The organism is Halomonas sp. DP5Y7-2 (assembly GCF_019802025.1).
Classification (GTDB): Bacteria; Pseudomonadota; Gammaproteobacteria; order Pseudomonadales; family Halomonadaceae; genus Halomonas; species Halomonas litopenaei_A.
Genome location: NZ_JAHVHY010000004.1, coordinates 532,762 through 555,042, shown reverse-complemented (window position 1 = coordinate 555,042; position 22,281 = coordinate 532,762). Strand labels below are relative to the sequence as shown.

Below are 22,281 nucleotides of genomic sequence, written 5' to 3'. Positions count from 1 at the left end.
TCGTCTCTTTTCTGCCTTGGCGCCAGTCGCGAGGGTCTGCGCCTAGTCCATCACCGGCGCCATCACGCCTGGTTCAAGGCGATGCCCGGCGTGGGCGAACACCGCTGGCAGGTAATCGGCCAGGGCATTGAAGCCGTGCTCCCCTCCGGGATGCAGCACCGCTCTGGCGCCGCGATAGGCCTCGAACGCATCGTGACTGTTCAATGTCTCGTCCTGGGTCACCAGCAGCAGCAGGTAACGCCATGGGGTCACGCTCTCGGGCGTCAGCTGGGCCACCTGGTCACGATGCCCCTGCTCGACCACGAAGCGTTCTCCGGTGTAGGCGTTCACAAAGCTCTGGCCCAGCATAGTATCGACCAGCCGCGCCGGGCGCACCGCCGGATTGACCAATACCGCCTTGAGCCCGTGTCGCTCGGCCAATACCGTGGCCAGAAAGCCACCCATGGAACTGCCCATGACCAGCGGCTGCGGCCCGAGACGCGACATCAAGGACTCGCCCAGTGCCAGCGCATCGACGGCGCGTGACGGCAGATCCGGGGTCTCGCAGGGCAGGTCCAGTGCGTCGCAGGCGGCCTTGACCAGGCGTGCCTTTGGCGACGCCCCGGCGCTATTGAACCCGTGCAGGTACAAGATGCCGGTGGCGACTGGCGACGTCTGAGGCGTCATGGGGCTCAGCATAACGGAAAACCTGTATAAATGGCCAGTTTATTGACAGGGCCGCCCCGCTGACCCACTGCGGGAGGCAGGGAGCCAGCGGGAACTGTCATCGCTTCAGCGCTCCCGCGAGGCCTGCCAGGTTGCCTCGATCAGGCCTCGGGTGGAATCGTCCATATCATCAAGACCCTGACGCCCTTCAATGATGTCACGGGTCTCGTTGGCGATCTTCTTGCCCAGTTCAACGCCCCACTGGTCGAAGGGATTGATGCCCCAGATGGTCGCCTGCACAAACACCTTGTGCTCGTATAGCGCAATCAAGGCGCCCAGGGTCTCCGGCGTCAACCGCTCCAGCAGCAAGGTGGTCGAGGGCTGATTGCCACGATAACGCTTGTGCTCGGGCCGTGGGCCGTCCTCGGCAATGGCGTCATCACCCAGCATCAACACGCGCGACTGGGCAAAGCAGTTGGCCAGAGTCAGGCGGTGCTGACCCATCAGGTGCTCACGGGTGGCCGGATCCTCGACATCCTCGTAGCGCGCCAGGGGCGCAATGAAGTCACACTCCACCGCCTGGGTGCCCTGGTGCAGCAACTGGTAGAACGCATGCTGGGCGTTGGGACCGAGCTGTCCCCACAGCACCGGGCAGGTGGAATAGTCCACCGTGTCACCGTCATTGGTGACCGACTTGCCGTTGGACTCCATCTCAAGCTGTTCGAGATAGGCGGCGAAGTACTCCAGTCGGCCGTCGTAGGGCAAGATCGAGTGGGCGCGGATGTCCAGGAAGTTGTTGTTCCAGATACCGGCCAGGGCCAGCAGCACCGGCAAATTGTCGGCCAAGGGTGCCTTCTGGAAATGCACGTCCATGGTATGGGCACCGGCCAACAGCGCACGGAAGCCCTCCATCCCGATCACCAGTGCGATGGGCAGGCCAATGCCCCCCCACAGCGAGTAGCGCCCGCCGACCCACTCCCAGAACTCGAGCTGGTGGTCACAGGCGATGCCCCACTCGGCCATCTTCTCGGGACTGGCGGATACACCGATGAAGTGTTGACGCAGTACCAGCTCATGGTCGACGCCTTCCTGGCGCGAGCCTACCAGCCGGGACAGCAGCCAGTCCCGCGCCGTATTGGCGTTGGACAGGGTGTCGATCGTGGTGAACGATTTTGACGACAGCACGAATAGCGTGGTTTCAGGATCGAAGCGGGTCAGGTAGTCGACCAGCTGCGAGCCGTCCATGGTCGAGGCGAAATGGACCTCCACCGGATGAGTCCCCTGAGGACGATAGTCGGCCAGGGCGTGGGTCACCATCAGCGGCCCGAGGTCGGAGCCGCCCACCCCCAGGTTGACCACATCACGAATCGGCTTGCCGGTGGCGCCGCGCCACTGTCCCGAGTGGAAACGCTCGACCATGGTGGCCATCTTGTCCAGGGTGGCATGCACCGCCGGCACCAGGTCTTCCCCCTCGACCACCAGCGACGCATCGGCGGGCAGGCGCAAGGCGGTATGCAAGGCAGGCCGATCCTCGCTGATATTGACCTTCTCGCCGGCCAGCAGACGCTGAGTGGCTGCCGGCACCCCCGCCTCCTCGGCCAGGTGCAGCAAATCCGCGAGGGTATCCTGATCCCAACGCTGCTTTGACAGGTCCAGCTTGAGGCCAGCCGCTTCCCGGCTGAAGGTGGCGAAACGCCCCTGGTCCTGACGGAACATGTCGCACAGGTGGCGCTGTCCTACCTGTTGGGCCTTGTCCTGCAGGGACCGCCAGGCCTGGGTTTGGTCGATCGTCGGCATCTATCCTCTCCTTGGGCATAGTCTGGGGAGCGGCAGCCTGGGCTGCATCCATGTCACGTCTGCGACGGTTCCCCAGGTCAAAGGTGTAACGGGTCAGCGACGGCAGCTGCCTCATCGTGCAGCGCGGGCCCAGGACGCGTACAATCACAGCCCCCGAGCCCGACAACACTGGCAATCCATGAGTGACGCATCTTACCGTGACGCCATCTTTTCCACACCCCTGGACAAGGTAGCGCGCTTTTCGTTCGACGAGCGTGTCGTCGCCTGCTTCCCCGACATGATCCGCAGGTCCGTTCCCGGCTACGGCCAGATCCTTGGCATGCTGGGCGTGCTGGCCGAGCGCCATCTGCGCCACGGCGCCCACGTCTACGACCTTGGCTGCTCGCTGGGCGCCGTAGGCCTGGCGCTGGCCGGCCAGCTTCCGCGGGACGCCTTCACCCTGACCGGCATCGACCTGTCCCCGGCCATGGTGGAACGGGCACGTCAGACCCTGGCAGAGGAGTGTCCCGAGCACGCCATCGAGGTCATCGAAGGGGACATCCGTCACATCGATTACCGCCCCAGCGGCATGATCGTGCTCAATTTCACGCTGCAGTTCCTGGCACCGGAAGATCGCAACGACCTGCTGGCACGGCTGTATCAGGCGCTGGAGCCCGGCGGCGTGCTGGTGCTGTCGGAAAAGATCAAGTCCGGCGACGAGCAGGACAACGCCTGGCTGGTGGAGCGCTACCATGATTTCAAGCGGGCCAACGGCTACAGCGACATGGAAATCAGCCAGAAACGCAACGCCCTCGAGAACGTGCTGATTCCCGATACCCTTGAGCAGCATCATCAGCGCCTGGCGGATGCCGGCTTCGGCCGCTCGCTGACCTGGTTTCAGTACCTGAACTTCGCCTCCATGATTGCCTTCAAGGAGGCTTGAGTGATCCCCGAGCATCAGCGTGATCTGTATCGCGCCTTCCTTGAACACTCCTTTCGCCATGCCGGCATGGGCACCTGGCTTGCCAGACTGCCCGAACAGTTTGCCAGCGGTCTGGACCGTCAGCGGCATGGTGACCTTCCCGCCTGGGAAAAGGCCGTGGCCAAGCTCCCGGCGCTACCCGACAAGCGCCATGTCCACCTTGACCAGGACACCGTCGAGGTATCGCTTGAGCTGGATGAGAGCCGTAAGCGTCAAAGCGAGAACCTGCTTCGGGCGCTGATCCCTTGGCGCAAGGGGCCCTACCGGCTGGCTGGCATCACCATCGATACCGAATGGCGCTCGGACTGGAAATGGCAGCGCCTGGCGCCGCACCTGGCGCCGCTGCGGGGCCGCAAGGTGCTCGACGTCGGTGGAGGCAATGGCTACCACGCCTGGCGCATGGCCGGGGCCGGGGCCGACTTCGTGCTGGTCATTGATCCATCGCCGCGCTTCTACTGGCAGTTCCAGGCCGTCAAGCACTTCGTCGGCGAGGCCGATGGCGGACGCACCCATTTCCTGCCGGTCGGTATCGAAGACGTCCCTGATCGGCTCGGCTTCTTCGACACGGTGTTTTCCATGGGCGTGCTGTACCACCGTCCATCACCGCTGGAGCACTTGATACAGCTACGGGACGCCCTGCGTCGCGGTGGCGAGCTGGTGCTGGAAACCCTGGTGGTCGAGGGCGATGCAACCCGCGTGCTGGTGCCGGGAGACCGCTACGCCGCGATGCCCAACGTCTACTTCCTGCCGTCGTCCAAGGCCTTGGTTGGCTGGCTTGAAAAGGTCGGATTCTGTGACGTGCGCGTTGTCGATGAGGGCCCCACCAGCCTGGACGAACAGCGCGCGACGGACTGGATGACCTTTCAATCACTGAATGATTTTCTTGATCCAGAGAACCCCCAACTCACCCGAGAGGGACATCCGGCACCACGGCGTGCGGTGATCATCGCCACCCGGCCAGCATGACCGACGGCAAGACGCCCTGCCGAGTCTATCGGCAGGGCGTCGTCATTCAGAACGCCATCGCGGCTGCAGGTGTCAGACGAAGTCCAGCACCATGAAATGAGGGTTGTCGACCAGCACCTCCATGCGGGTGATGTCATCGAGCACCACCAGCCGGTCACCTCCTTCGGTGCGCAGCGACAAGCACTCCTCATGGTCCTCGTTGAACGAGGTGTCTACCGCTTCGCCCTGTTTTTCGACCCCACCCTTCAAGGAAAGCTTGACCGGAAAATGGTACAAGCAAGCAAGTTCAATATTATCGTAGAGATGGCAAGCCACCATGCTCATGCCCTCCCCTGTTGATCAACTCACCTGGGTATCAACTCACCCAAGTGTTAACTCACATATGTATTAACTTACTCGTGTCGAGATCTGTGGATCACGTTGAGATTGCCGATATGCGTCGCCCTGTCGATGCCGTGACATGTGACATATCTCACATGCGAGGCATCCTGCCTTTGGTCTAGCCCAGATACCAGCGCGGCACCATTTGGCTGCACAAACCGCGTTAGTTTCACCGAAAAGCACGAGCCTTGCCGCTCAGAAAGAGCGCTGGTATTGCGCCAATTCGAGCTACTATTCCTGATCCAGCGGATGCTTCCATCGGCTATCCAGAACGGGCATCCAGAACGGCCATCCCCCCACATAACAAAGGCTCCTGCGTCAGCACGCAGGAGCCTTGTTCACACTGCCTTGACGGCGTCAGCGGTTCAGCAGGTCACGTACATCCTTGGCTTCCCAGTGGGGGAAGTACTTGCGAACCAGGGCGTTAAGCTCCAGCTCGAAACCTGCCCAGTCGACTTCCCCGACAGACGCACCCTCGGCACTGGCGGCACCCCGAATCATGCCGGCGCCGACGGTGACGTTGGTCAGACGATCGATGACGATAAAGCTGCCGGTGCCGGCAATCTTCGCATAGTCATCGATGGGCACTTCGGCTGTCAGCGCTACCCGGCAGCGAGCGATGGCATTGAGCTCAAGCTGCTGCGCCTGGTGACGCTCCAAGGTGTTGACGTCGACCTGGTAGTGAATCGCCTCGACCTGTCCGGACACGGCACGCCCGGCCATGCGGATATCGTATTGGCGACCAGGCACCAGCGCGTCGTCATGCATCCACACGATATCGGCGTCGAAGGCACTCGACAGGGTGATGTCGGCATCGGCTGCCACCAGCCAGTCGCCACGAGAGATATCGATCTCGTCTTCCAGGGTCACGGTGATCGCCTGTCCCGGATAGGCATCGTCCAGGTCGCCGTCGAAGGTCACGATGCGCTCGACCTTGCTGAGTTTGTTGGACGGCAACACCTTGACCGACTGGCCAGGGCGCAGGATGCCCGCCTCCAGGGTGCCCGCATACCCCCGGAAATCGAGATTCGGACGATTGACGTACTGCACCGGGAAGCGCAGGTCACTGAGGTTCTGGTCGCGGCTGACTTCCACCGTTTCCAGCAGTTCGAGCAGGGCCGGGCCCTGGTACCAGTTCAGGTTGTCGCCGCGCTCGACCACGTTGTCGCCCTTGAGGGCAGACAGCGGTACGAAACGAATGTCCGACGCCGACAGCTGCTCGGCAAAGGCGCGATACTCGGCGACGATCTCGTCGAAGCGCTCCTCGGCGTAGTCGACCAGGTCCATCTTGTTGACCGCGATGACCAGGTGCTGGATGCCCAGCAGGTCAGCGATAAAGCTGTGGCGACGGGTCTGGGTCTGCACGCCGTAACGGGCGTCGATCAGAATCACCGCCAGGCCCGCGGTGGATGCGCCGGTGGCCATGTTGCGGGTGTACTGCTCGTGCCCCGGGGTGTCGGCAATGATGAACTTGCGCTTGTCGGTGGAAAAGAAGCGATAGGCCACATCGATGGTGATGCCCTGTTCGCGCTCCGACTGCAGACCATCGACCAGCAGCGCCAGATCCACCTCCTCGCCGGTGGTGCCCTTGGTCTTGGAGGCCTGGGTGATGGCCGCCAACTGGTCATCGAAGATCATTTTGGAATCGTGCAGCAGGCGACCGATCAGGGTCGACTTGCCGTCATCGACGCTGCCGCAGGTGATGAACCTGAGCAGGTCCTTGTTTTCGTGCTCGTGCAGATACTGCTCGATGTTGTCAGCAATCAGACTGGACTGGTGAGACATGCTGTACCCCTATGGGTGACCCGACGTCGCGCTGGACGTCCGGCCCTTGATCTGTCATCTGCGTCCTTGTCCCCGGTCACTGTCGGCCGGGGCAAGGCGCGTGGCTGCGTGCGGTCGGTGCCGTCGTCAGAAGTAGCCTTCGCGCTTCTTCTTCTCCATGGAGCCGGCCTGATCGTGGTCGATGGCGCGGCCGGAGCGCTCGCTGGTACGGGTCAGCAGCATCTCCTGGATGATCTCAGGCAGTGTCTGGGCCTTCGACTCCACCGCACCGGTCAGCGGGTAGCAGCCCAGGGTCCTGAAGCGCACCCACTTTTCCTCGGGCTGCTCGCCCTCGGCCAGGGGCATGCGCTCGTCGTCAACCATGATCTGCATGCCGTCACGCTCGACCACCGGACGCGGGGCCGAAAAGTACAGCGGCACGATGTCGATGTTTTCGAGATAGATGTACTGCCAGATGTCCAGCTCGGTCCAGTTGGACAGCGGGAAAGCGCGAATCGACTCGCCCTTGTTGATGCGAGCGTTGTACAGGTTCCAAAGCTCGGGGCGCTGATTCTTGGGGTCCCAGCGGTGGTGCTTGTCACGGAACGAGAACACGCGCTCCTTGGCCCGGCTGGCCTCTTCATCACGGCGGGCGCCACCGAAGGCAGCGTCGAACCCGTACTTGTCCAGCGCCTGCTTCAGCGCCTGGGTCTTCATCACGTCGGTGTAACCGCTGGACCCATGGTCGAACGGGTTGATCCCGGCAGCCTTGCCTTCCTGGTTGGTATGGACGATCAGCTCCATGCCCGCCTCTTCGGCCATGCGGTCGCGGAAGGCGATCATCTCGCGGAACTTCCAGGTGGTGTCCACGTGCATCAACGGAAACGGCGGCGGCCCCGGATAGAAGGCCTTGCGCGCCAGGTGCAGCATCACCGAAGAATCCTTGCCGATCGAGTACAGCATCACCGGGTTGGAAAACTCGGCGGCCACCTCACGGATAATGTGGATGGACTCGGCCTCAAGCTGCTTGAGGTGAGTCAGTCGCTTCGGCGTAAGAGAAGCCTGAGCGGCTCTCTCGCGGGCTGGTGCGGAAAGGCTGGTCATGACCGGGACACCTCGCATGACGGAAATAAGGAAGATGCCAGCGAGGATACTGCGAAGGGAATAATAACGTAAAAGAATTAATAACTATCTTTTTAGAACCATAAGAACTTTTGCCCGTACGCGCTCAACGACCAAATGCGCCCGACGACCATCAATGCCCAAGCAGGCGACACTGGACATGGGCGCAGGTATGTCAGCAGCGCTTGGCTACAGCTCGACCCGTTCCACCCAGGTCAGCCACTCCCCCCCTCGCTTCAGGTCCACCACGCGATAGCCTGGCCGGGACGCCTCATCCACGGCGAACTCATCGCTGCCAGGCAGAAACTGATCCGAGGTAGCCGGACAGGCATACACCTCCACCTGACCATCAGGCAGTGCCCTGGTGCCATGGAAGGCCTGGTGCACATGACCGCACAGGACCATCTTTACCTGCGGATATCGTCCCACCACGTCCCAGAAGTCATCGGCATCCTCAAGCCCCAGGGCGTCGATCCAGGCACTGCCCACGACCATGGGGGGATGGTGCATGACGATCACGGTGGGACGAAGCTCCTGGCCTAGACGCTGATCGAGCGCAGCCAGGGCATCCTCGCCCACCCGGCCGCTGGCCTCGCCCGGTATCTGGGTATTGAGCTTGAGCACTCGCCAGGCTCCCGCGTCGACCTCTGCCAGTACCTCTCGCTCTGCACTCATCAGCGCCAGATCATCATGATTGCCGGGCAGCCAGAACCACGGACAGTCCAGCGCTGCCAGACGCTCTGTGGCCAGGCGGTACGCGCCTTCGGATTCATCCTGAGCGATGTCACCGGTCACCATCACCAGGTCTGGCCGGTCCAGATCCACCGCGGCGATGACCGCCTCGAGCTGGCGAGCGGGCAGGCCCCGTCGGGAGCGAGCCATGGGATCGGCATACAGGTGGCAATCGCTAAGCTGGATCAAACGCATGGCAATGTCTCGACAGCCCAAACCAAGGGAAGCCCTCCGCCAGGAGGACCAGCGCAGGGTCAGGGTATCGCAGACAGCGTCGAGCGCAAGCGATCGAGATCAGAGGTTGGGCCCGGAGCTGTGGTCAGGGCAGCTGGGGAAGGTCCAGGGAGTGGCCATGGGCCAGGCCGTGATCCAGCCATTCGCCGAGGAAGCGATTGATCTGCAGCTTTTCATCCGGCTGATGCATGTGCGCGTTGGGGTAGCGATAGCGCCCATCGAAATGCCGCCGACGCTGAAAGTCGGTGACTTCTGCCATGCGCACGTCGTGGTACAGGTGCACTCGCATGCGCGGGCTATCGATGACGCTGTCGAGAACGCCTTCCTGGGTCACGCGAACAATGGTGGTGTAAGGAGCCAACTCTTCGACGTGCAGACGCAGCGCGCCCAGGCGCCGCTCACCATTGCGCAGCTCGACGTCGCGAATCTCGCCCTCCTCCAGGTCACCCAGAAGCCGAGACAGACGGATGTAATTGGCGGTGCACTCGCTTTGCAGGGTGCGCAAGTCCGTTACATAAGCGCTGCGATGGGTCACGTTACCTCCTTGCTCTCAACGATGCGCGTTCGGCAGCCAACCAATGGAAACCGATCAGGCACATGGCGTTATCGAGTCGTCCCTGGCCGAGAAGTTCCCAGGCCCGCTGGAAGGGCAACACATGCACGCGAATATCTTCATGCTCTTCATCAAGGCCATGCACCCCGCCCAGCCCACGGGTGTCGACCAGCCCGCAGAACAGCGTCACGCGTTCGTCGCAGGCACCAGGACTAGGATAGTAGCTATGCAGCAGGATGAGGTCACCGACCTCGCAGCCCGCCTCTTCCAACGCTTCGCGACGAGCCACATCTTCCAGCGACTCATCCTTGTCAACCAGCCCGGCCACGCATTCCAGCTTCCACGGGGTATGGGGGTCTTGCAGCGCTCCCGCGCGAATCTGCTCCACCAGCACGACGCTGTCGCGCTCGGGATCATAAAGCATGACGCCCACCGCATCGTGACGACTGTGGACTTCCCTCACCACGGGCTCGCTCCAGCCGCCTTCGAACTTGCGATGGCGGTAGGTCAGCTTGTCCAGGCGAAAGAATCCCTGGTACAGGCAGTCCCGTGACACCAGCTCGACATCCTGAACGGTGAAGGGGGCATCAATGTGGCTCGTTTCCGGCATGGGGGCCTCCGCTGACAGATCGGACCATTATCCGGATCGGTCATGGGCCCCACAAGGCGAGTCCAGGTGGGGCCTCCTGTCAAGGCGGAAAACAACAGGGAAGTCGGCGGGGGTTCAGAGCTCGTTGAGCAGTGCGCGCGCCTCGGCCTTGAGCGCCTGGTCCGAGGCCTCGCGACCGGCGCGAACCGCGCCATTGATGGCCTTCTCCGCGTGCTGGCGGGCCTCGGCGTCGCGGCCTTCATCGGCCAGGTAAGCGGCATAGTAGTAGTTGACGTCCACCCCACCCGGGCGAATCGCCAGCGCGCGCTTGAACATCTCCTCGGCCTTGTCGTCATCGCCAAAGGCGACCGGCCAGCCCGGCGCGCGGTCGTACAGTGCTCCCAGGGTCACGTAGGCCGAGCCTTGGAGGCCGTTGGCATCCAGTGCGATGGCCCGCTCCAGCGCGCGGCGCGCTGCCTTGGCGTTGTCCAGCGCGCCGAGTCCGCCCTTGGCCTTGGCCAGCGACGCCTCGATGATGCCCTCCCACACCAGCAGTTCGCTGACGTTGGGATTGGCCGAACTCAACGCCCGGGCCTCGGCGGCCAGCGCCGTCAACGGGGCTTCCTGGGCCGACAGGGCGCTCGAGGTGGTAACGCTCTCCCAGCGATTCTTGATCTGGTCGAGCTCACCCTGCCAGGCCAGCGCCACACCACTGGCGAGGCAAGCGGACAGGGTGACAAGCGTCAGCGCCGTTGTGGCCAGCAGCCGACGCGGACGTTGGCGCAAGGACACGGATGGAACATCAGGCGAGGTGGAAAACAGAGTTCGTGACATTTGGCGGCTCCGGATACTGTTATTGTGATGCACCCTGATGCTGGGTGGTCATGGTGGGCGGCCGAACTGAGCGATCAGGCCCAGCATTCAGACCCAGCAATCAGGCCGAGCAATCAGGCCAAGCAATGCCGGGTACTGACCGGCCGGGGTGTAGCCCGATACGAGAAACCACATCGCGTTCTGGCGCCCTCCTCGAAATGTAACGAACGTTTGATTTATTCGCCAGTCGCATTCTGGCTGAACGATCACTGCATCGCTCCCCCGGCCTTTCCCCCACCACCCAAGGCGCTTGCGCAGCGGCCCAAGTCGCGGCACCCTCGTGGACCTTGTCTGTTTCAACGACTCACCGAGGATCGCCATGAAAGGCCGCAACATGACACGTTGGCGTGACCCGGCCAAGGACCCGCGCCAGGAACCCAAGAGCAACCTGATCACTCAGGAAGGCGCTGATCGCCTCAGGGGAATCCTTGACCACCTCAGCCGGGTCAAGCGACCACAGCTGTCGGCCAAGGTGGGGGAAGCGGCAGCGCTGGGGGACCGCAGCGAAAACGCCGACTACACCTATAACAAGAAGGAGTTGAACCGCGTCATCGGGCGCATTCGCTACCTGACCAAGCGCCTGGACGAGCTGCAGGTCATCGACCGACTTCCCGCCGACACCGACCGAGTGTTCTTCGGTGCCTTCGTCACCCTGGAGGACGAAGACGGCGAAGAGATGTCGCTGCGCATCGTCGGCCACGACGAGACCGATACCAGCAAGCGCTGGATCAGCGTAGATGCGCCCTTGGCCAAGGCCCTGCTGGGCAAGTCACTGGATGACGAGGTGACGGTGGCCGCGCCGGGCGGCGAGACCACCTGGTTGATCACCGAGATTCACTACCGCACGCCAGGCAAGACCGCAGGCCGCTGAGCGAAGCTCACAGGCGCTTCAGCGACGCACCGCGCGGTACACGCGAAAACGCCCGTTGTCGGCCAGGATCTCGAAGCTACCGAAGGCCCGCTCAAGAGGGTCGGCATAGGGCAAGAAGGCGTTGGCCACGAGGATTAGCTGGCCGCCAGCATCGAGATGGTCCGGCGCCTGCTGAATCAACCGGGCCGCCGGGCCGTAGTCGATGGACCGCTCCTGGTGAAAGGGCGGGTTACTGACAATCGCTGTGAAGCGCTGGCCGTCCAGCGCCGAATAGACATCGCTTTCCAGCACCTCCCCCGTCAGCCCGTTGGCCTTGAGCGTGCGCCGCGTGGCTTCTGCCGCAAAAGCACTGACATCCACCGCCGTGACATCACGCCCCAGCTGCGCCATCCAGGCCGCCAGAATGCCGTCACCGCAGCCCATATCCAGCACCTTGCCCTGGGGTAGCTGCTGCTCCAGCTGTTCGATCAGCAGTTGCGTGCCCTCATCAAACTTGCCGTGGCCAAACACCCCCGGATGACTCGACAGCTGCAGGCCCGCCGCCTCGAACGAGGTCCAGACTGCTTCAGGGTCCAGCGCCAGTGCGCTGGTGCGCGTCTCGAACAGCGAGCAGCGGCGTGCACTGTCGAGCTTGCGACAGCCCATGCCCAGCGCCGCCAGGACCTTGAGCACTCGCTTGATGCCCCCCTGGTGCTCCCCCACCAGCTGCAGCGGCGTGCCCTCGGGCAGGGTCCGGCACAACCACAGCAGCCACCATTCTCCCAAGGCATGCGCCTTAGGCCAGAACAGTACCGCCCCCGGGGGTGACGCAGGCCCCGTGCTGAAGGGCGACAGCGCCGAACGCTGGCGCGCTTCCCAGGCGGCCCGCACCGAGACGTCAGCGCTGACCAGACAGCCCTCCCCGGCCTCCAGCCAGCTATCTCGCGGCGGCGCGACCCACCACCAGCCGCGATAGTCCGCGTCTTGACGCTCAAGCAGCTGGCATACAGCGGTATCGGCACTCATGGTGTTATCTCCTGACGCTTGGCGTCTGCCGGCAAGGGGCGGCGAAAGGTGTAGAGCAGATAGCGCCCCAGGCGCCAGTGTGGATCCATCTGGCAATAGCGGTGTTCCAGCGCCACCAGCTTTCCCAGCTCTCGATCGTCCTGCGGGGGGCGACGTAGATAGTCGTGGAACACCCGGATACCGGCCACGTCCTGACAGACAAGCCCTTCCTGCTCGGCCCAGTCGGTGACCTGCGCATGGGTCAGGGGAGAAATCGGCGTCAGCCGCTGGCGTTGGCCCTTACCTTCCAGGCGATCTTCCAGCGCCTTGTCTAGGTTGCCCTTGACCACATTGGACAGCCTCAGCGCGTCGCGATTGAACACCATCAGTGACAGCTGGCCGCCAGGGGCTAACAACGAGGCCAGGTGAGAGATCGCCTCGCGAGGGTTGCCCAACCATTCCAGCACCGCGTGACATACCACCAGGGGCCAGGGACCCGGCACCTCGCTGACCAGCTCCTGCAGCGGCAGCGGCAGATAGCTCGCCTTGTCGGCCGCCAGCTCGCGACCGGCTGCGGCCTGCTCGATTCCCGCCTGGGCCCGCTCCAACATCTCGGCAGAGGGCTCAGCCAGCGTTACCTGATGGCCCCGTTGCAGGAACCACTGCGCCTGCTGGCCAAGGCCAGCCCCGACGTCTAGCACCGGCTGCTGCGCCAACTCGAGCATCTCGGGCAGCAGACGATCCAGCAGGGACAGGCGAAGCTCACCGCGCAGGTGGCCGTAAAGTGAGGCCGAGAACTTGTCGGCCAGACCATCGAAATGGCGGTCGCCACGGGGCGACAGCGAAGAGGACGCTGCGGGCGTATCGACCGCTGGCGACGAGCAGGTCGCCTCGGAAAGCGAAGCAGCGGGGCCGTGTGACGGTTGGGACATCGACAGAAACCAGTGAGATCGCACAAAAGGCGCATTCTACCGAGCATGGCAAGCGCTGGCACCCACCCACGCCCTTCACCGGGCAACTGCGGGTTTATCTTGTGGAGTCAGCCGCTTATAATGCCGCCCCAACGCCCTCTTAGCTCAGCAGGATAGAGCAGCCGCCTCCTAAGCGGCAGGTCGCAGGTTCGAATCCTGCAGAGGGCGCCATTTAGAGTCCCGAGCGTTCCTCACGATTCCAAAAACCTCTGAAAAACCCCTGAAATTCAGCTATTTTTCTTCCCCCATCTTCCTGACACGTCCTTCCCAATCCGGCACCACAGTGGTATAGAACATGGTATATCCCCCTGTTCGAAGATGCTCGCTATACCATCATGCCGCTAACCATCAGAAAAATCGAAACAACTAAGCCGGGCAGCAAGGAAGTAACGCTGTCTGACGGTTTGGGACTCGAACTCAGGATCTCCCCTAAAGGGCGTAAAGGCTGGCGACTCCGCTATACCCGTCCGAACGGCAAACGTAACATGATGAGTCTGGGCAGCTACCCCGAAGTCAGCCTTGCCGAAGCCCGTGAGAAGCGCACTGACGCGAGACGCTTGCTGGACAAGGGTATTGATCCGGTGGAGCAGCGCAAACAGGAAAAGAGAGAGCTGCGATACGCCTCCGAGAACACCTTCAGGGCGCTGGCCGTTGAATGGCACGCCACCATGGTCAAGCGCTGGAAAGCCACGTCTAAGCGTGCCCCTCAGAGCTGGAGTGCCCTGGAGAGCCATATCTTCCCCTTCGTCGGTGACTTGGCCATCGATAGCATCAAGCCACTTGAGTGGCTGGAAGTCTTGCGTCGCCTAGAGACCGCAGGCAAGTTCGAGCAGCGTCGTAAACTCCACTCGTTCTGCCGAGACATCTATCGCTTCGCCATCATCACTGGTCGCGCCTCGTACAATCCCCTCTCTGACCTTGGCGCCGCCCTGGAGCGGCAGCAACGTCGGCACTTTCATCATATCGAGCAATCCGAGCTGCCAGAGCTCGTAGAAGCAATCGAGGGCTACGACAAGAGCCCATTGGTCCGAATCGGACTCAAGCTACTGCTTTTGACAGCGGTGCGGCCAGGTGAGCTGCGACAGGCCAGATGGAAGGAATTCGACCTCGAGGCCGGCATCTGGAAGATCCCCGCCGAGCGGATGAAGATGGGCAGAGCGCATCAGGTCCCATTACCGACGCAGGCTCTTGATATCCTGAACGAGCTCATCGCTATGACGGGGAGGTACGTGCTGCTATTCCCTGGACGCAATGATCCTCGCAAGCCCATCTCAGATGCCGCCTTTGGCATGGCGCTCAAACGCATGGGGTTCGAGGGGCGACATGTCCCCCATGGGACCCGCCACGTCGTGGCCACCGGCCTGAAGGAGATGGGCTATCCCAGGGAGTGGATCGAAGTTCAGCTCTCGCACAAGCTTCCCGGCATCGAGGGCGTCTATACACACGCGGAACACATGGCCCCCGAGCAGCGCCCAGCCATGATGCAGACGTGGGCAGATCACTTAAATTTCACATGAATTGCTTAGAGGCTCTGCAATGATAATTACAGCCCCATCCCCATCCTGATCTGCATAACTGACAAAACCACCAGGGTGAATGACAGATTTTTTATTCCTTTCGATACAAGGCACGTTATCGTGGATAGTGTAATCAAGATTATAGGCCATTTCCTTCACCACTCCTTCTCGCCAAGAAAACAGCTCACCAATATTTACCGAGGCAAAAGCGGTAACAGAAAATAGAACAAGTACTGTCACATACCCTCCAACAAAAGGTGAGATATCTCCCTTTGATCTCTTAAAAAAACTTGGCAACATGGAGTAAAATAGAGAGCCAAATAATGAGTAAAAAACGAGAGGAATCGAAACAATCCCACAAATCAAAGAAAGCGCTCCAAAAAACATAAGCGGCGAGTAAACCAAATAGTGAACACCAAATAAAGCACTCATTGTTGAAGGAAAATCGTCAGCAGGCAGCCCCAAAGACAATACAACGAGCTCTCTTGAATCTAGGTAGGAAAAAAAACCTCCAGCAATGAGAGCCCCCCTAAATCCCCAGATAAAAAACAACCTCATCTTTTGTTTTCGTCCATCAGAAAGCTGCCTGTAATCCCATAATGTACCTAACATAAAAAATATCGAAACAGTTGCGAAAAAGAGCCCACCTTTCAGCGAAAAAAAACTTTCAACATCAAGTATAAAGAAAGCCAAAACCGCCAAAACACTTCCTATATTAAAAAGCCATCTTGAGCTCATAGCATCCTCCAATGTGATAGCAAAAAACCGTCCGAAAAAACTCTCTGCTCTCGATAAACGTCTTGTACCGACACTCTGGTACAACGCCCCCTCATGGCGTCCCTTGCATTTTCACCTCAACCTAATAGCGACTTCGGGCAGCTAGCCCGGCAATCACACCACCACCAGTCGCTACAGGAACGAAAATGTCCAGCCTACGTATTGAAAAACCGCCTTCCTTTGCCCTTCTGAGCCAGGGTGACACCAGTAGTCCAACGCCGAGAGCAGGAGACAAGCCCGGTGGAAGCTCATGCCCTCTAACCCGAAAAGCTTGCAAAAGTAACTGCCGCGCCCCTGTCAATAGCCTCAAACCACTTTTTTTCGGACTTTTGGTTGTGGGAGAAGTCTCCCACACCGTGTGCTACTCGTTTTCCTCACTTGATCTCGTCAAGCTGAGTATGTCCTGGGCAGCAGGTACGGACCGAGACGTTTCACCGACAGTCCTACCCAGCAACCAGCATGACAAAACGGCACCGTCCGACGACCAAATAGCAGCTTGCAAGAGGAATGCGGTATGACCGTTCGAACTACGGAATCCACATCGCGGTTTACTCCGGTGGAGCACCTTCACCTCGGCAATCGCCTTCTGCGACGGCGAGATGTTGAGCTCAAAACCGGAAAGAGTCGATCCGCCATCTATGCGGGAATCAGCAATGGCACTTTCCCTGCGCCGGTCCCTATCGGAGACAAAAGCGTCGCTTGGCTTGAGGAAGAGGTAGATGCCTGGATCGCCGCACGCATCCAGGAGCGCAATCAGAGCCTAGGCCAAGCCCAAGGCTTCAACCACCAACTGGAGGTATCCGCATGAGCCACTACGTCATCTCCTTGAACGGCAAATCCCTGGCTTTCACTGAGGGCGATATTCCGGCGATCAAGGAGGCACTGGACAATGCCTCGACCAACCATTGTTCGACACAACGGTTCGCCCAAAGCGGATTGGTGAAGGTGACGCGGAGCTTTGCCACGGTCTCATCTTCGCTCGACCAACTTGGCGCTGATAGCCCGGTCATCCAGACCGACTGCTAGCACTTTCTAACTCAACAGCAAGAACGATGCTGCTCGGCGCAAGCCGAGTGGGTATGGGGGGCCTTTGCGCCCGAAAAACAGAAAACCCTTGCTGCGCGGCCACGCGGCAAGGGTTCAAGAGACATAGCTCATGACTAACGATACCACATATCTCGCCTGCAGCACGGGCAATCACTTGCACATGTATGGAAAGGCTGGCTATGATGCGGTCACCACTGCAAATTCAGTGGTCGACCTTGGCCGGTCGAAAGAATACAGGCGCACAAGCGCCCCTCTGCTAGCAGGCGCTTTTTTTGTGCCCGCAGCATGTTATGGCGGCTGTGCGTGGGACACCTTCGGGTGTGCCGGGTTCCTGTATCTCCGGTCGGCCAACCCGCGTACAGTCGCCCCCATCCGCTGCTTGGCCGCAGCCGGGGACGACTCCACAGATACAGGAGTCACCCTATGGCATCTCGCCTGTTCCCTACCCGCAATCCGTCTGCAAAGGCCTGCGCCCATCGCGCCATGGCCCGTGCGGCGCTCTTCTCAAACTCCAGCACCCGTACACGACTCAAGCGCTACAACCACCATATGCAGCAGGCCCGCCGCCTCGAGGCACTGGAGGTGCACCATGGCTAAGCACCTCGAGAATGAGCTGTGTCTGACAGAGACTGAATGCCTACTGATTGACCCTTCATCCGATCCCGAAATCCTTTACGACTCAGCAGAGCAACGCCTGGATGCCGTTAAGGATCTGATGTTCACACTGAGCTCGCTAGATGGTCGCCACGGGGCCCTGGAAGTCACCGACATTGCCAATCTCGCCGGTGTATCCCGGATTTTGCTGGCCGATGCGTCAGACCTTCTGGTGGCAGCACGCCGACAGGCAATGAAGAAGTCCCCTCGCCGTGCAGGGGGTGGCCATGTCTGAAGTCATCGTCAAGATCCAGCGAGTGGCAGAAGCTGCTTTGGCCTATGCCGATACCCTAACCAGTGAGTGGCTGCCGGAGGGCAGCCGCCAGGGGAGCGAATGGGTCGCCCGAAACATGACACGCGGTGATCGCTCGTGCGGCTCCTTTGGTGTTTCCCTAGCCACCGGCAAGTGGAATGACTTTGCCGACCGCAGCGCTCATGGCGGAGATCTGGTTTCCCTTTACAGCTACCTGAACGGTTGCCGCCAGGTGGATGCGGCCATGGCCATCGACCGTCGCCTAGGATTGGGTGTCTTTCGCTGGCACGGACATGCCGGCAATCCTGACAAGACCCTGACGCACCACCAGCACAACGTGGCCGAGAGTCAGCGACAGCGACGAGAAGCACAGGAAACTGCAAGGGCACTTGCTCGTCAGGAAGCGATAGGACGCGCCAAGTCGGCATGGGAAAGAGCACTCCCAGCCAGCCCTCATCATCCCTACCTTGCCAGTCGCCAGGTCCCGCCCTTCGATCTACGACAGTGCCGTCGTGGTTCTCTGCTCATCCCCCTGTATGCCGGTGGCGAGATGGTCAATCTCCAACGCATCCTGCCCGACGGCACCAAGCGGTTTCTCAAGGGTGGCCAGGTCCAGGACGCCTATGCGCTGCTCGGCAGGCCAGTTCCTGGTGGCCGACTGTTCATCTGTGAGGGATGGGCTACGGGTGCAACCCTGCATCACCTAACGGGAGATCCAGTCGTCTGTGCCATGCATGCCGGCAACCTACTGGCGGTGGCAAAATCCATGCGTACCGTCCTGAACGGCTCCCTCGATCTGGTAATAGCGGGGGACGATGATCGCCAGACCTCAGGCAACCCAGGCCGCCAGGCGGCCAATGACGCAGCCCTCGCGGTCGGGGCGCTGGTGCTCTACCCCGAGTGGCCGGACGACTGCCCGGATGACCTGACCGACTTCAACGACCTCTACCGCTGGTATCAGGTACAGCGGCGTGACGCAGGGGGTGGCCATGACTGAGAGCCAGTCCCCACTGCGCCTGGTCGGTCAACCGGCCGCGCCGCAGATTGAGCGTCTGGAGCGCCCTTCCTATGCAGTCTATGACGGCCCGGTCAGTGTCGGTGGCAAGGTGTTTCGTGCCGGCACCTGGTTCCACGGCATCAAGCATTCCCACGGTGACGTGGCTGGCCAGCCCTTTGACTTGTGGATCTGCGCCCCACTGCATGTTGACGCTGAGACCATCAACAGTGATGACAGCAGCGTCGGACGACTATTGCGCTTCAAGTACCGCCACCGGGAGGTGGAGCACGTCATGCCGATGGAGGCGCTTGCCGGTAAAGGTGAAGAGGTCCTTAAAGCGCTGATGCGTCAGGGTCTGGAGGTCGACTACACCCATCGTCGCTACGTTCCTGCCTACATCGCCAGCCACCATGGCCTGGAGCGGGTACTGGCTACCACCACTCGACCAGGCTGGCATGACGCCAGCGGTGCCTTCGTGCTACCCGGTCGCATCATCGGCAGCGCAGACGTTCGCTATCAGGACAGCGGCAAGGGTGCGCTGTTGTTTACCGAACGAGGCACGCTGACCGGCTGGCAGACCGAACTGGCGCACTATTGTCAGGGCAATCCGGTTCTGATCCTGTCGGTCTGCTGTGCACTAGCAGGGCCTCTATTGGCCAAAGTGGGCGTCAATGGTGGTGGTGTTCACCTGGTCGGTGATTCCTCCAGCGGCAAGTCGCTGGCCCAAGCCATGGCAGCGTCGGTCTGGGGCAACCCTGGTGTGTTCGCCGCGTCCTGGGATATGTCCAAGGGCGGCATCGAGATCGAGGCCGCATCGCGCAACGATACGGTATTGATCCTGGACGAGATCAAGCGAGCCGACCCCAAACGGGTACAGGAGATGGCCTATGCCATCGCCAACGGAACCGGCAAGGGCACCATGACTCGCGAGCGCGAAGGACGGCCCAAGCTCTACTGGCGTGTGCTGGCCCTGTCCAGCGGAGAACGCTCGCTTTCTGAGCATGCCGCCATCTCGGGCAATACCGCCCATGCCGGCGCCGAACTACGCATGGTGGATGTCAATGCGGGCACTCGGACCTACCGCGCCTTCGACAACGTTCATGACATGACCGGAGCTGTCTTTCATCGTCGCCTTACCACCGCGGCTTATCAGCACTTCGGGCATGTCGGTCCAGCATTTGTCGAGCGGCTGGTGCAGGAGAAGGACCAAGAGCAGGTCTATCACCGCTTCACCGAGATCCGAGGACTTTTCGAGGCGAGCAGCCCACAGGCCGGCCGCGTCGCTGACCGCTTTGCCATCATCGGTCTAGCAGGCGAACTGGCCATCACCTATGGGCTATTGCCCTGGCCGGTGCAGACTGCCGCCCATGCCTGCCGGCAACTCTTTCAGGAGTGGCTAGCCAGTGTGGGGGATGGAAATGCCGAGGATCGTCTGATTCTCACGGCCATCGCGGACTTTATCGCCCTGCACGGCGACAGCCGCTTCTCCGACATATCGGCAGAGTTGCCCAACCCGAATGTCCGACAGCGCGCAGGCTACTACGAGATCGAGGACCGAAAGCGGTTCTATCTGTTCAACCGCGCTTCGTTGGTCGAGGCCTCCAACGGCTATGGGCGCGAACGCATCATTCGCACACTGGAAACCTACGGTGTGCTGGCCAAGACCGACGCGGGGCGGCGGCAGAAAAACTATCGCCTGCCAGGAGGAGGAAGTACCCGCTTTTTCGTGGTTGACCCCGACAGACTCGATACGGAAAGGAGTAGCGCATGAGCCAAGGCAATTCTTCACAGGAACCTGATTTTCATGGCAACACCGGCAACGGGGCAACAACCCAGCAACCATGCGGCTTACAGGCGTTGCCTATAGATAAGAGAGGTGGCAACAACGGCAACACATCTCTTTCTATACCAATACCTCTCCCTATTTCTGTTGCCGATTCAAAAACACCGGCTACAGGTTGCCATTTTCAATCCATTGAAAATAAAGCGTTTTACCTCTGTTGCCACGTTGCCACCAATTTTCAAAACCAGACAGAGGAATATAAGGAAGGTGCAACGCAATCAATAGGCATTCGCAACTCTGTCCCGCTTGGCGGCCATGCACCCTCTCTGGCAGGCGAATCGTCAGTCCTGTGCCAGGGCACCCCACTTTCAGTTTCCTCCTACGCCGGCAACCACTGATCGAGAAGACACAATGACCACGACAAAAGCGAAACGCACCTCCACCTCAGCTACTCAGGACGACGACACCATGACAACCACAGACCAACAGCAACACCTAGCGGATACGGTTGATCACCTCTCGTCCATCAAGCAATTTCCAATCCCGGTGAGCGTCAAGGTACTCAACCAGGAAAAGGCATCCGCACGTCTAGACCAGGCCATCACCGACTACCGCGAAAAGCGAGACGAGCTTGCCAAAGCCAACGAGACCCTGGAGAAGTTACGCAAGACGCATCGAGCTCTTGTAGAACAGAGCAAGGCTGCTGAGAAGGCATGGAAGCAGGACTTCATGTCGAGCCATGGCAAGCAAAGCAAAAGCGTCCTCGAGCAGCAAAAGCAACAAGCTGATTCACGTATTCAGGCAGAGCAACACGAGGACATGATCCGCCTGCTCGAGCCCAAGGTCGAACAGCTGCAACTGCTAACCGCATTCACTCGTCAGACATATGAGTCAGCGGCTCAAGCAGCAAAAGAAGTTCATGCCTACAGCACGCTGCTAGAGAAAATGCAGGAGCTGGCCACCGTAGAGCCGGCACAAGCCGTGCGTGACTGCCTTGAACCGATGTTCGAACACGTCGCTATCGAGACCTACAACGACCCGCTGTACATGGCCCAATTCGGCGTCGATACCAGCAAGCAGCTCGGTAGAGGATTCCTCAGCCATCTCAACCGAGAAGAGACCCAGCAGATCAAGCATGACATTGAGCAGAGACAGTTGGCTGCTATCGGTGCTCTCTTCCTCAAGCTGGTACCGCTACCTCATACCAGCGATAAGCAGCAAACAGTAATCCCACCGCTGAGCTGTGAAATACCGAGAGAAGCCATCCAAAACAAAATGGCGACCGTAAGACGACTGAAGGAGCTGGAGGCCGCTCTGGCAAGCGTTTCAGCCTAAGGGCAGTTACTACAAGCTCCCTACCCATCAACCCCGCCATACGGCGGGGTTGATCCGTTTCGGGCCCTATCAAAAGCGCTGCCCTGGGCGTCCTTGAGTAACCAGCTCTCCTGGCTCACCAGCGCCCAGTTGCCACCATCCCCCTCCTCACCCGTCCGCCACCCTGGCGCGCTGTCGACACCCCTCCCCGCCCGCGCGCTAAACCTGCCAGTTTTTGTGCACTCATGCACTTGAGGCTAGGCCGCGCCACTACTGGGCTTCACTGAGTGCTGAGGGCCCACAAGATCATGCGAAATCATGCGAATTTATGCAGAGTGAACTGGGCGTTGGAGTAGCGTCAGTGGCGGAAAGAGTGATTCTATGGCAAGTTCGAAACAAGAAGAATCTTAGGAGAGCCGGACTGTTCTTGAGGTGGCTTGATGTCTAAAATCAATATATAGGTAGGGGGAACCATGCTCCGTGCTGTTATAATGCG

Annotated in this window: 24 protein-coding genes and 1 tRNA gene; 13 read left to right on the top strand and 12 right to left on the bottom strand. The window is 60.5% G+C overall.

Features of this window, described 5'->3' with window-relative positions:
* Positions 1–42: 42 nt before the first annotated feature.
* Both KUW18_RS09230 and pgi read right to left on the bottom strand, forming a co-directional pair.
* On the bottom strand, positions 43–678 hold the full coding sequence (locus KUW18_RS09230; protein WP_222483947.1) for a YqiA/YcfP family alpha/beta fold hydrolase: 636 nt from the start codon (positions 676–678) through the stop codon (positions 43–45).
* A 93-nt stretch (positions 679–771) separates the two neighbouring features.
* Positions 772–2,442 (bottom strand): glucose-6-phosphate isomerase, encoded by a 1,671-nt coding sequence (pgi, locus tag KUW18_RS09225; RefSeq protein ID WP_222484962.1) that lies wholly within the window; start codon positions 2,440–2,442, stop codon positions 772–774.
* Between the two features lie 178 nt (positions 2,443–2,620).
* Between pgi and cmoA the strand changes: the two genes are divergently transcribed.
* On the top strand, positions 2,621–3,364 hold the full coding sequence (gene cmoA, locus KUW18_RS09220) for a carboxy-S-adenosyl-L-methionine synthase CmoA (protein ID WP_206941022.1): 744 nt from the start codon (positions 2,621–2,623) through the stop codon (positions 3,362–3,364).
* Entirely contained in the window at positions 3,365–4,369 is a 1,005-nt protein-coding gene (gene cmoB / locus KUW18_RS09215; RefSeq protein ID WP_222561230.1) for a tRNA 5-methoxyuridine(34)/uridine 5-oxyacetic acid(34) synthase CmoB, read from the top strand. It abuts the gene before it with no gap.
* Between the two features lie 72 nt (positions 4,370–4,441).
* Here cmoB and KUW18_RS09210 read toward each other — a convergent pair whose 3' ends face one another.
* The 7 genes from KUW18_RS09210 to KUW18_RS09180 all read right to left on the bottom strand — a co-directional run bounded on the left by KUW18_RS09210 (position 4,442) and on the right by KUW18_RS09180 (position 10,578).
* Positions 4,442–4,693, bottom strand: coding sequence for a Rho-binding antiterminator (locus KUW18_RS09210; RefSeq protein ID WP_224851996.1), 252 nt, complete (start codon positions 4,691–4,693; stop codon positions 4,442–4,444).
* 414 nt (positions 4,694–5,107) lie between these two features.
* On the bottom strand, positions 5,108–6,535 hold the full coding sequence (gene cysN / locus KUW18_RS09205) for a sulfate adenylyltransferase subunit CysN (protein WP_206941025.1): 1,428 nt from the start codon (positions 6,533–6,535) through the stop codon (positions 5,108–5,110).
* 126 nt (positions 6,536–6,661) lie between these two features.
* Positions 6,662–7,618, bottom strand: a complete 957-nt coding sequence (gene cysD, locus KUW18_RS09200) for a sulfate adenylyltransferase subunit CysD (protein WP_206941027.1) — start codon at positions 7,616–7,618, stop codon at positions 6,662–6,664.
* Between the two features lie 207 nt (positions 7,619–7,825).
* Positions 7,826–8,563: a metallophosphoesterase gene (locus KUW18_RS09195; protein ID WP_206941029.1), complete on the bottom strand. Its 738-nt coding sequence runs from the start codon at positions 8,561–8,563 to the stop codon at positions 7,826–7,828.
* A gap of 124 nt (positions 8,564–8,687) precedes the next feature.
* Positions 8,688–9,137 carry a DUF1249 domain-containing protein gene (locus KUW18_RS09190; RefSeq protein ID WP_206941031.1) on the bottom strand — a complete coding sequence of 150 codons (450 nt, stop codon included), beginning with the start codon at positions 9,135–9,137 and terminating at the stop codon, positions 8,688–8,690.
* 1 nt (position 9,138) lies between these two features.
* Positions 9,139–9,765, bottom strand: coding sequence for an NUDIX domain-containing protein (locus KUW18_RS09185; protein ID WP_206941033.1), 627 nt, complete (start codon positions 9,763–9,765; stop codon positions 9,139–9,141).
* Between the two features lie 114 nt (positions 9,766–9,879).
* Complete coding sequence (locus tag KUW18_RS09180) at positions 9,880–10,578, bottom strand: hypothetical protein (protein WP_261396531.1); 699 nt, start codon at positions 10,576–10,578, stop codon at positions 9,880–9,882.
* A gap of 358 nt (positions 10,579–10,936) precedes the next feature.
* On the opposite strand from KUW18_RS09180, the gene greB reads away from it, so the two are divergent.
* Positions 10,937–11,488, top strand: coding sequence for a transcription elongation factor GreB (gene greB, locus KUW18_RS09175; protein ID WP_206941035.1), 552 nt, complete (start codon positions 10,937–10,939; stop codon positions 11,486–11,488).
* A gap of 18 nt (positions 11,489–11,506) precedes the next feature.
* Here the strand turns inward: greB and KUW18_RS09170 are convergent, their stop codons facing one another.
* Both KUW18_RS09170 and KUW18_RS09165 read right to left on the bottom strand, forming a co-directional pair.
* Entirely contained in the window at positions 11,507–12,493 is a 987-nt protein-coding gene (locus tag KUW18_RS09170; protein WP_222484954.1) for a methyltransferase, read from the bottom strand.
* Positions 12,490–13,404: a methyltransferase domain-containing protein gene (locus tag KUW18_RS09165; protein ID WP_222561229.1), complete on the bottom strand. Its 915-nt coding sequence runs from the start codon at positions 13,402–13,404 to the stop codon at positions 12,490–12,492. The genes KUW18_RS09170 and KUW18_RS09165 overlap by 4 nt, the downstream gene beginning before the upstream one ends.
* A gap of 133 nt (positions 13,405–13,537) precedes the next feature.
* On the opposite strand from KUW18_RS09165, the gene KUW18_RS09160 reads away from it, so the two are divergent.
* Positions 13,538–13,614 (top strand) — tRNA-Arg (locus tag KUW18_RS09160).
* Positions 13,615–13,778: 164 nt separating this feature from the next.
* Complete coding sequence (locus tag KUW18_RS09155; RefSeq protein WP_222561228.1) at positions 13,779–14,960, top strand: tyrosine-type recombinase/integrase; 1,182 nt, start codon at positions 13,779–13,781, stop codon at positions 14,958–14,960.
* Here the strand turns inward: KUW18_RS09155 and KUW18_RS09150 are convergent.
* Entirely contained in the window at positions 14,946–15,698 is a 753-nt protein-coding gene (locus KUW18_RS09150; RefSeq protein WP_222561227.1) for a hypothetical protein, read from the bottom strand. The genes KUW18_RS09155 and KUW18_RS09150 overlap by 15 nt on opposite strands.
* Positions 15,699–16,251: 553 nt before the next feature.
* Between KUW18_RS09150 and KUW18_RS09145 the strand changes: the two genes are divergently transcribed.
* The 8 genes from KUW18_RS09145 (at position 16,252) to KUW18_RS09110 (ending at position 21,806) form a co-directional block, all read left to right on the top strand.
* Positions 16,252–16,545, top strand: a complete 294-nt coding sequence (locus KUW18_RS09145) for a helix-turn-helix transcriptional regulator (RefSeq protein WP_222484951.1) — start codon at positions 16,252–16,254, stop codon at positions 16,543–16,545.
* Entirely contained in the window at positions 16,542–16,763 is a 222-nt protein-coding gene (locus KUW18_RS09140; protein ID WP_222561226.1) for a hypothetical protein, read from the top strand. Before KUW18_RS09145 ends, KUW18_RS09140 begins: the two co-directional genes overlap by 4 nt.
* 444 nt (positions 16,764–17,207) lie before the next feature.
* Positions 17,208–17,381 (top strand): hypothetical protein, encoded by a 174-nt coding sequence (locus KUW18_RS09135; protein WP_222561225.1) that lies wholly within the window; start codon positions 17,208–17,210, stop codon positions 17,379–17,381.
* Positions 17,374–17,673 carry a hypothetical protein gene (locus KUW18_RS09130; RefSeq protein WP_222561224.1) on the top strand — a complete coding sequence of 100 codons (300 nt, stop codon included), beginning with the start codon at positions 17,374–17,376 and terminating at the stop codon, positions 17,671–17,673. Before KUW18_RS09135 ends, KUW18_RS09130 begins: the two co-directional genes overlap by 8 nt.
* Positions 17,666–18,688, top strand: coding sequence for a toprim domain-containing protein (locus KUW18_RS09125; RefSeq protein WP_222561223.1), 1,023 nt, complete (start codon positions 17,666–17,668; stop codon positions 18,686–18,688). The genes KUW18_RS09130 and KUW18_RS09125 overlap by 8 nt, the downstream gene beginning before the upstream one ends.
* A complete protein-coding gene (locus tag KUW18_RS09120) occupies positions 18,681–20,459 on the top strand; it encodes a DUF927 domain-containing protein (protein WP_222561222.1) in 1,779 nt (592 codons plus the stop codon). The genes KUW18_RS09125 and KUW18_RS09120 overlap by 8 nt, the downstream gene beginning before the upstream one ends.
* Entirely contained in the window at positions 20,456–20,869 is a 414-nt protein-coding gene (locus KUW18_RS09115; protein WP_222561221.1) for a hypothetical protein, read from the top strand. The genes KUW18_RS09120 and KUW18_RS09115 overlap by 4 nt, the downstream gene beginning before the upstream one ends.
* Positions 20,870–20,939: 70 nt before the next feature.
* Positions 20,940–21,806, top strand: a complete 867-nt coding sequence (locus KUW18_RS09110) for a hypothetical protein (protein WP_222561220.1) — start codon at positions 20,940–20,942, stop codon at positions 21,804–21,806.
* Positions 21,807–22,281: the final 475 nt, after the last annotated feature.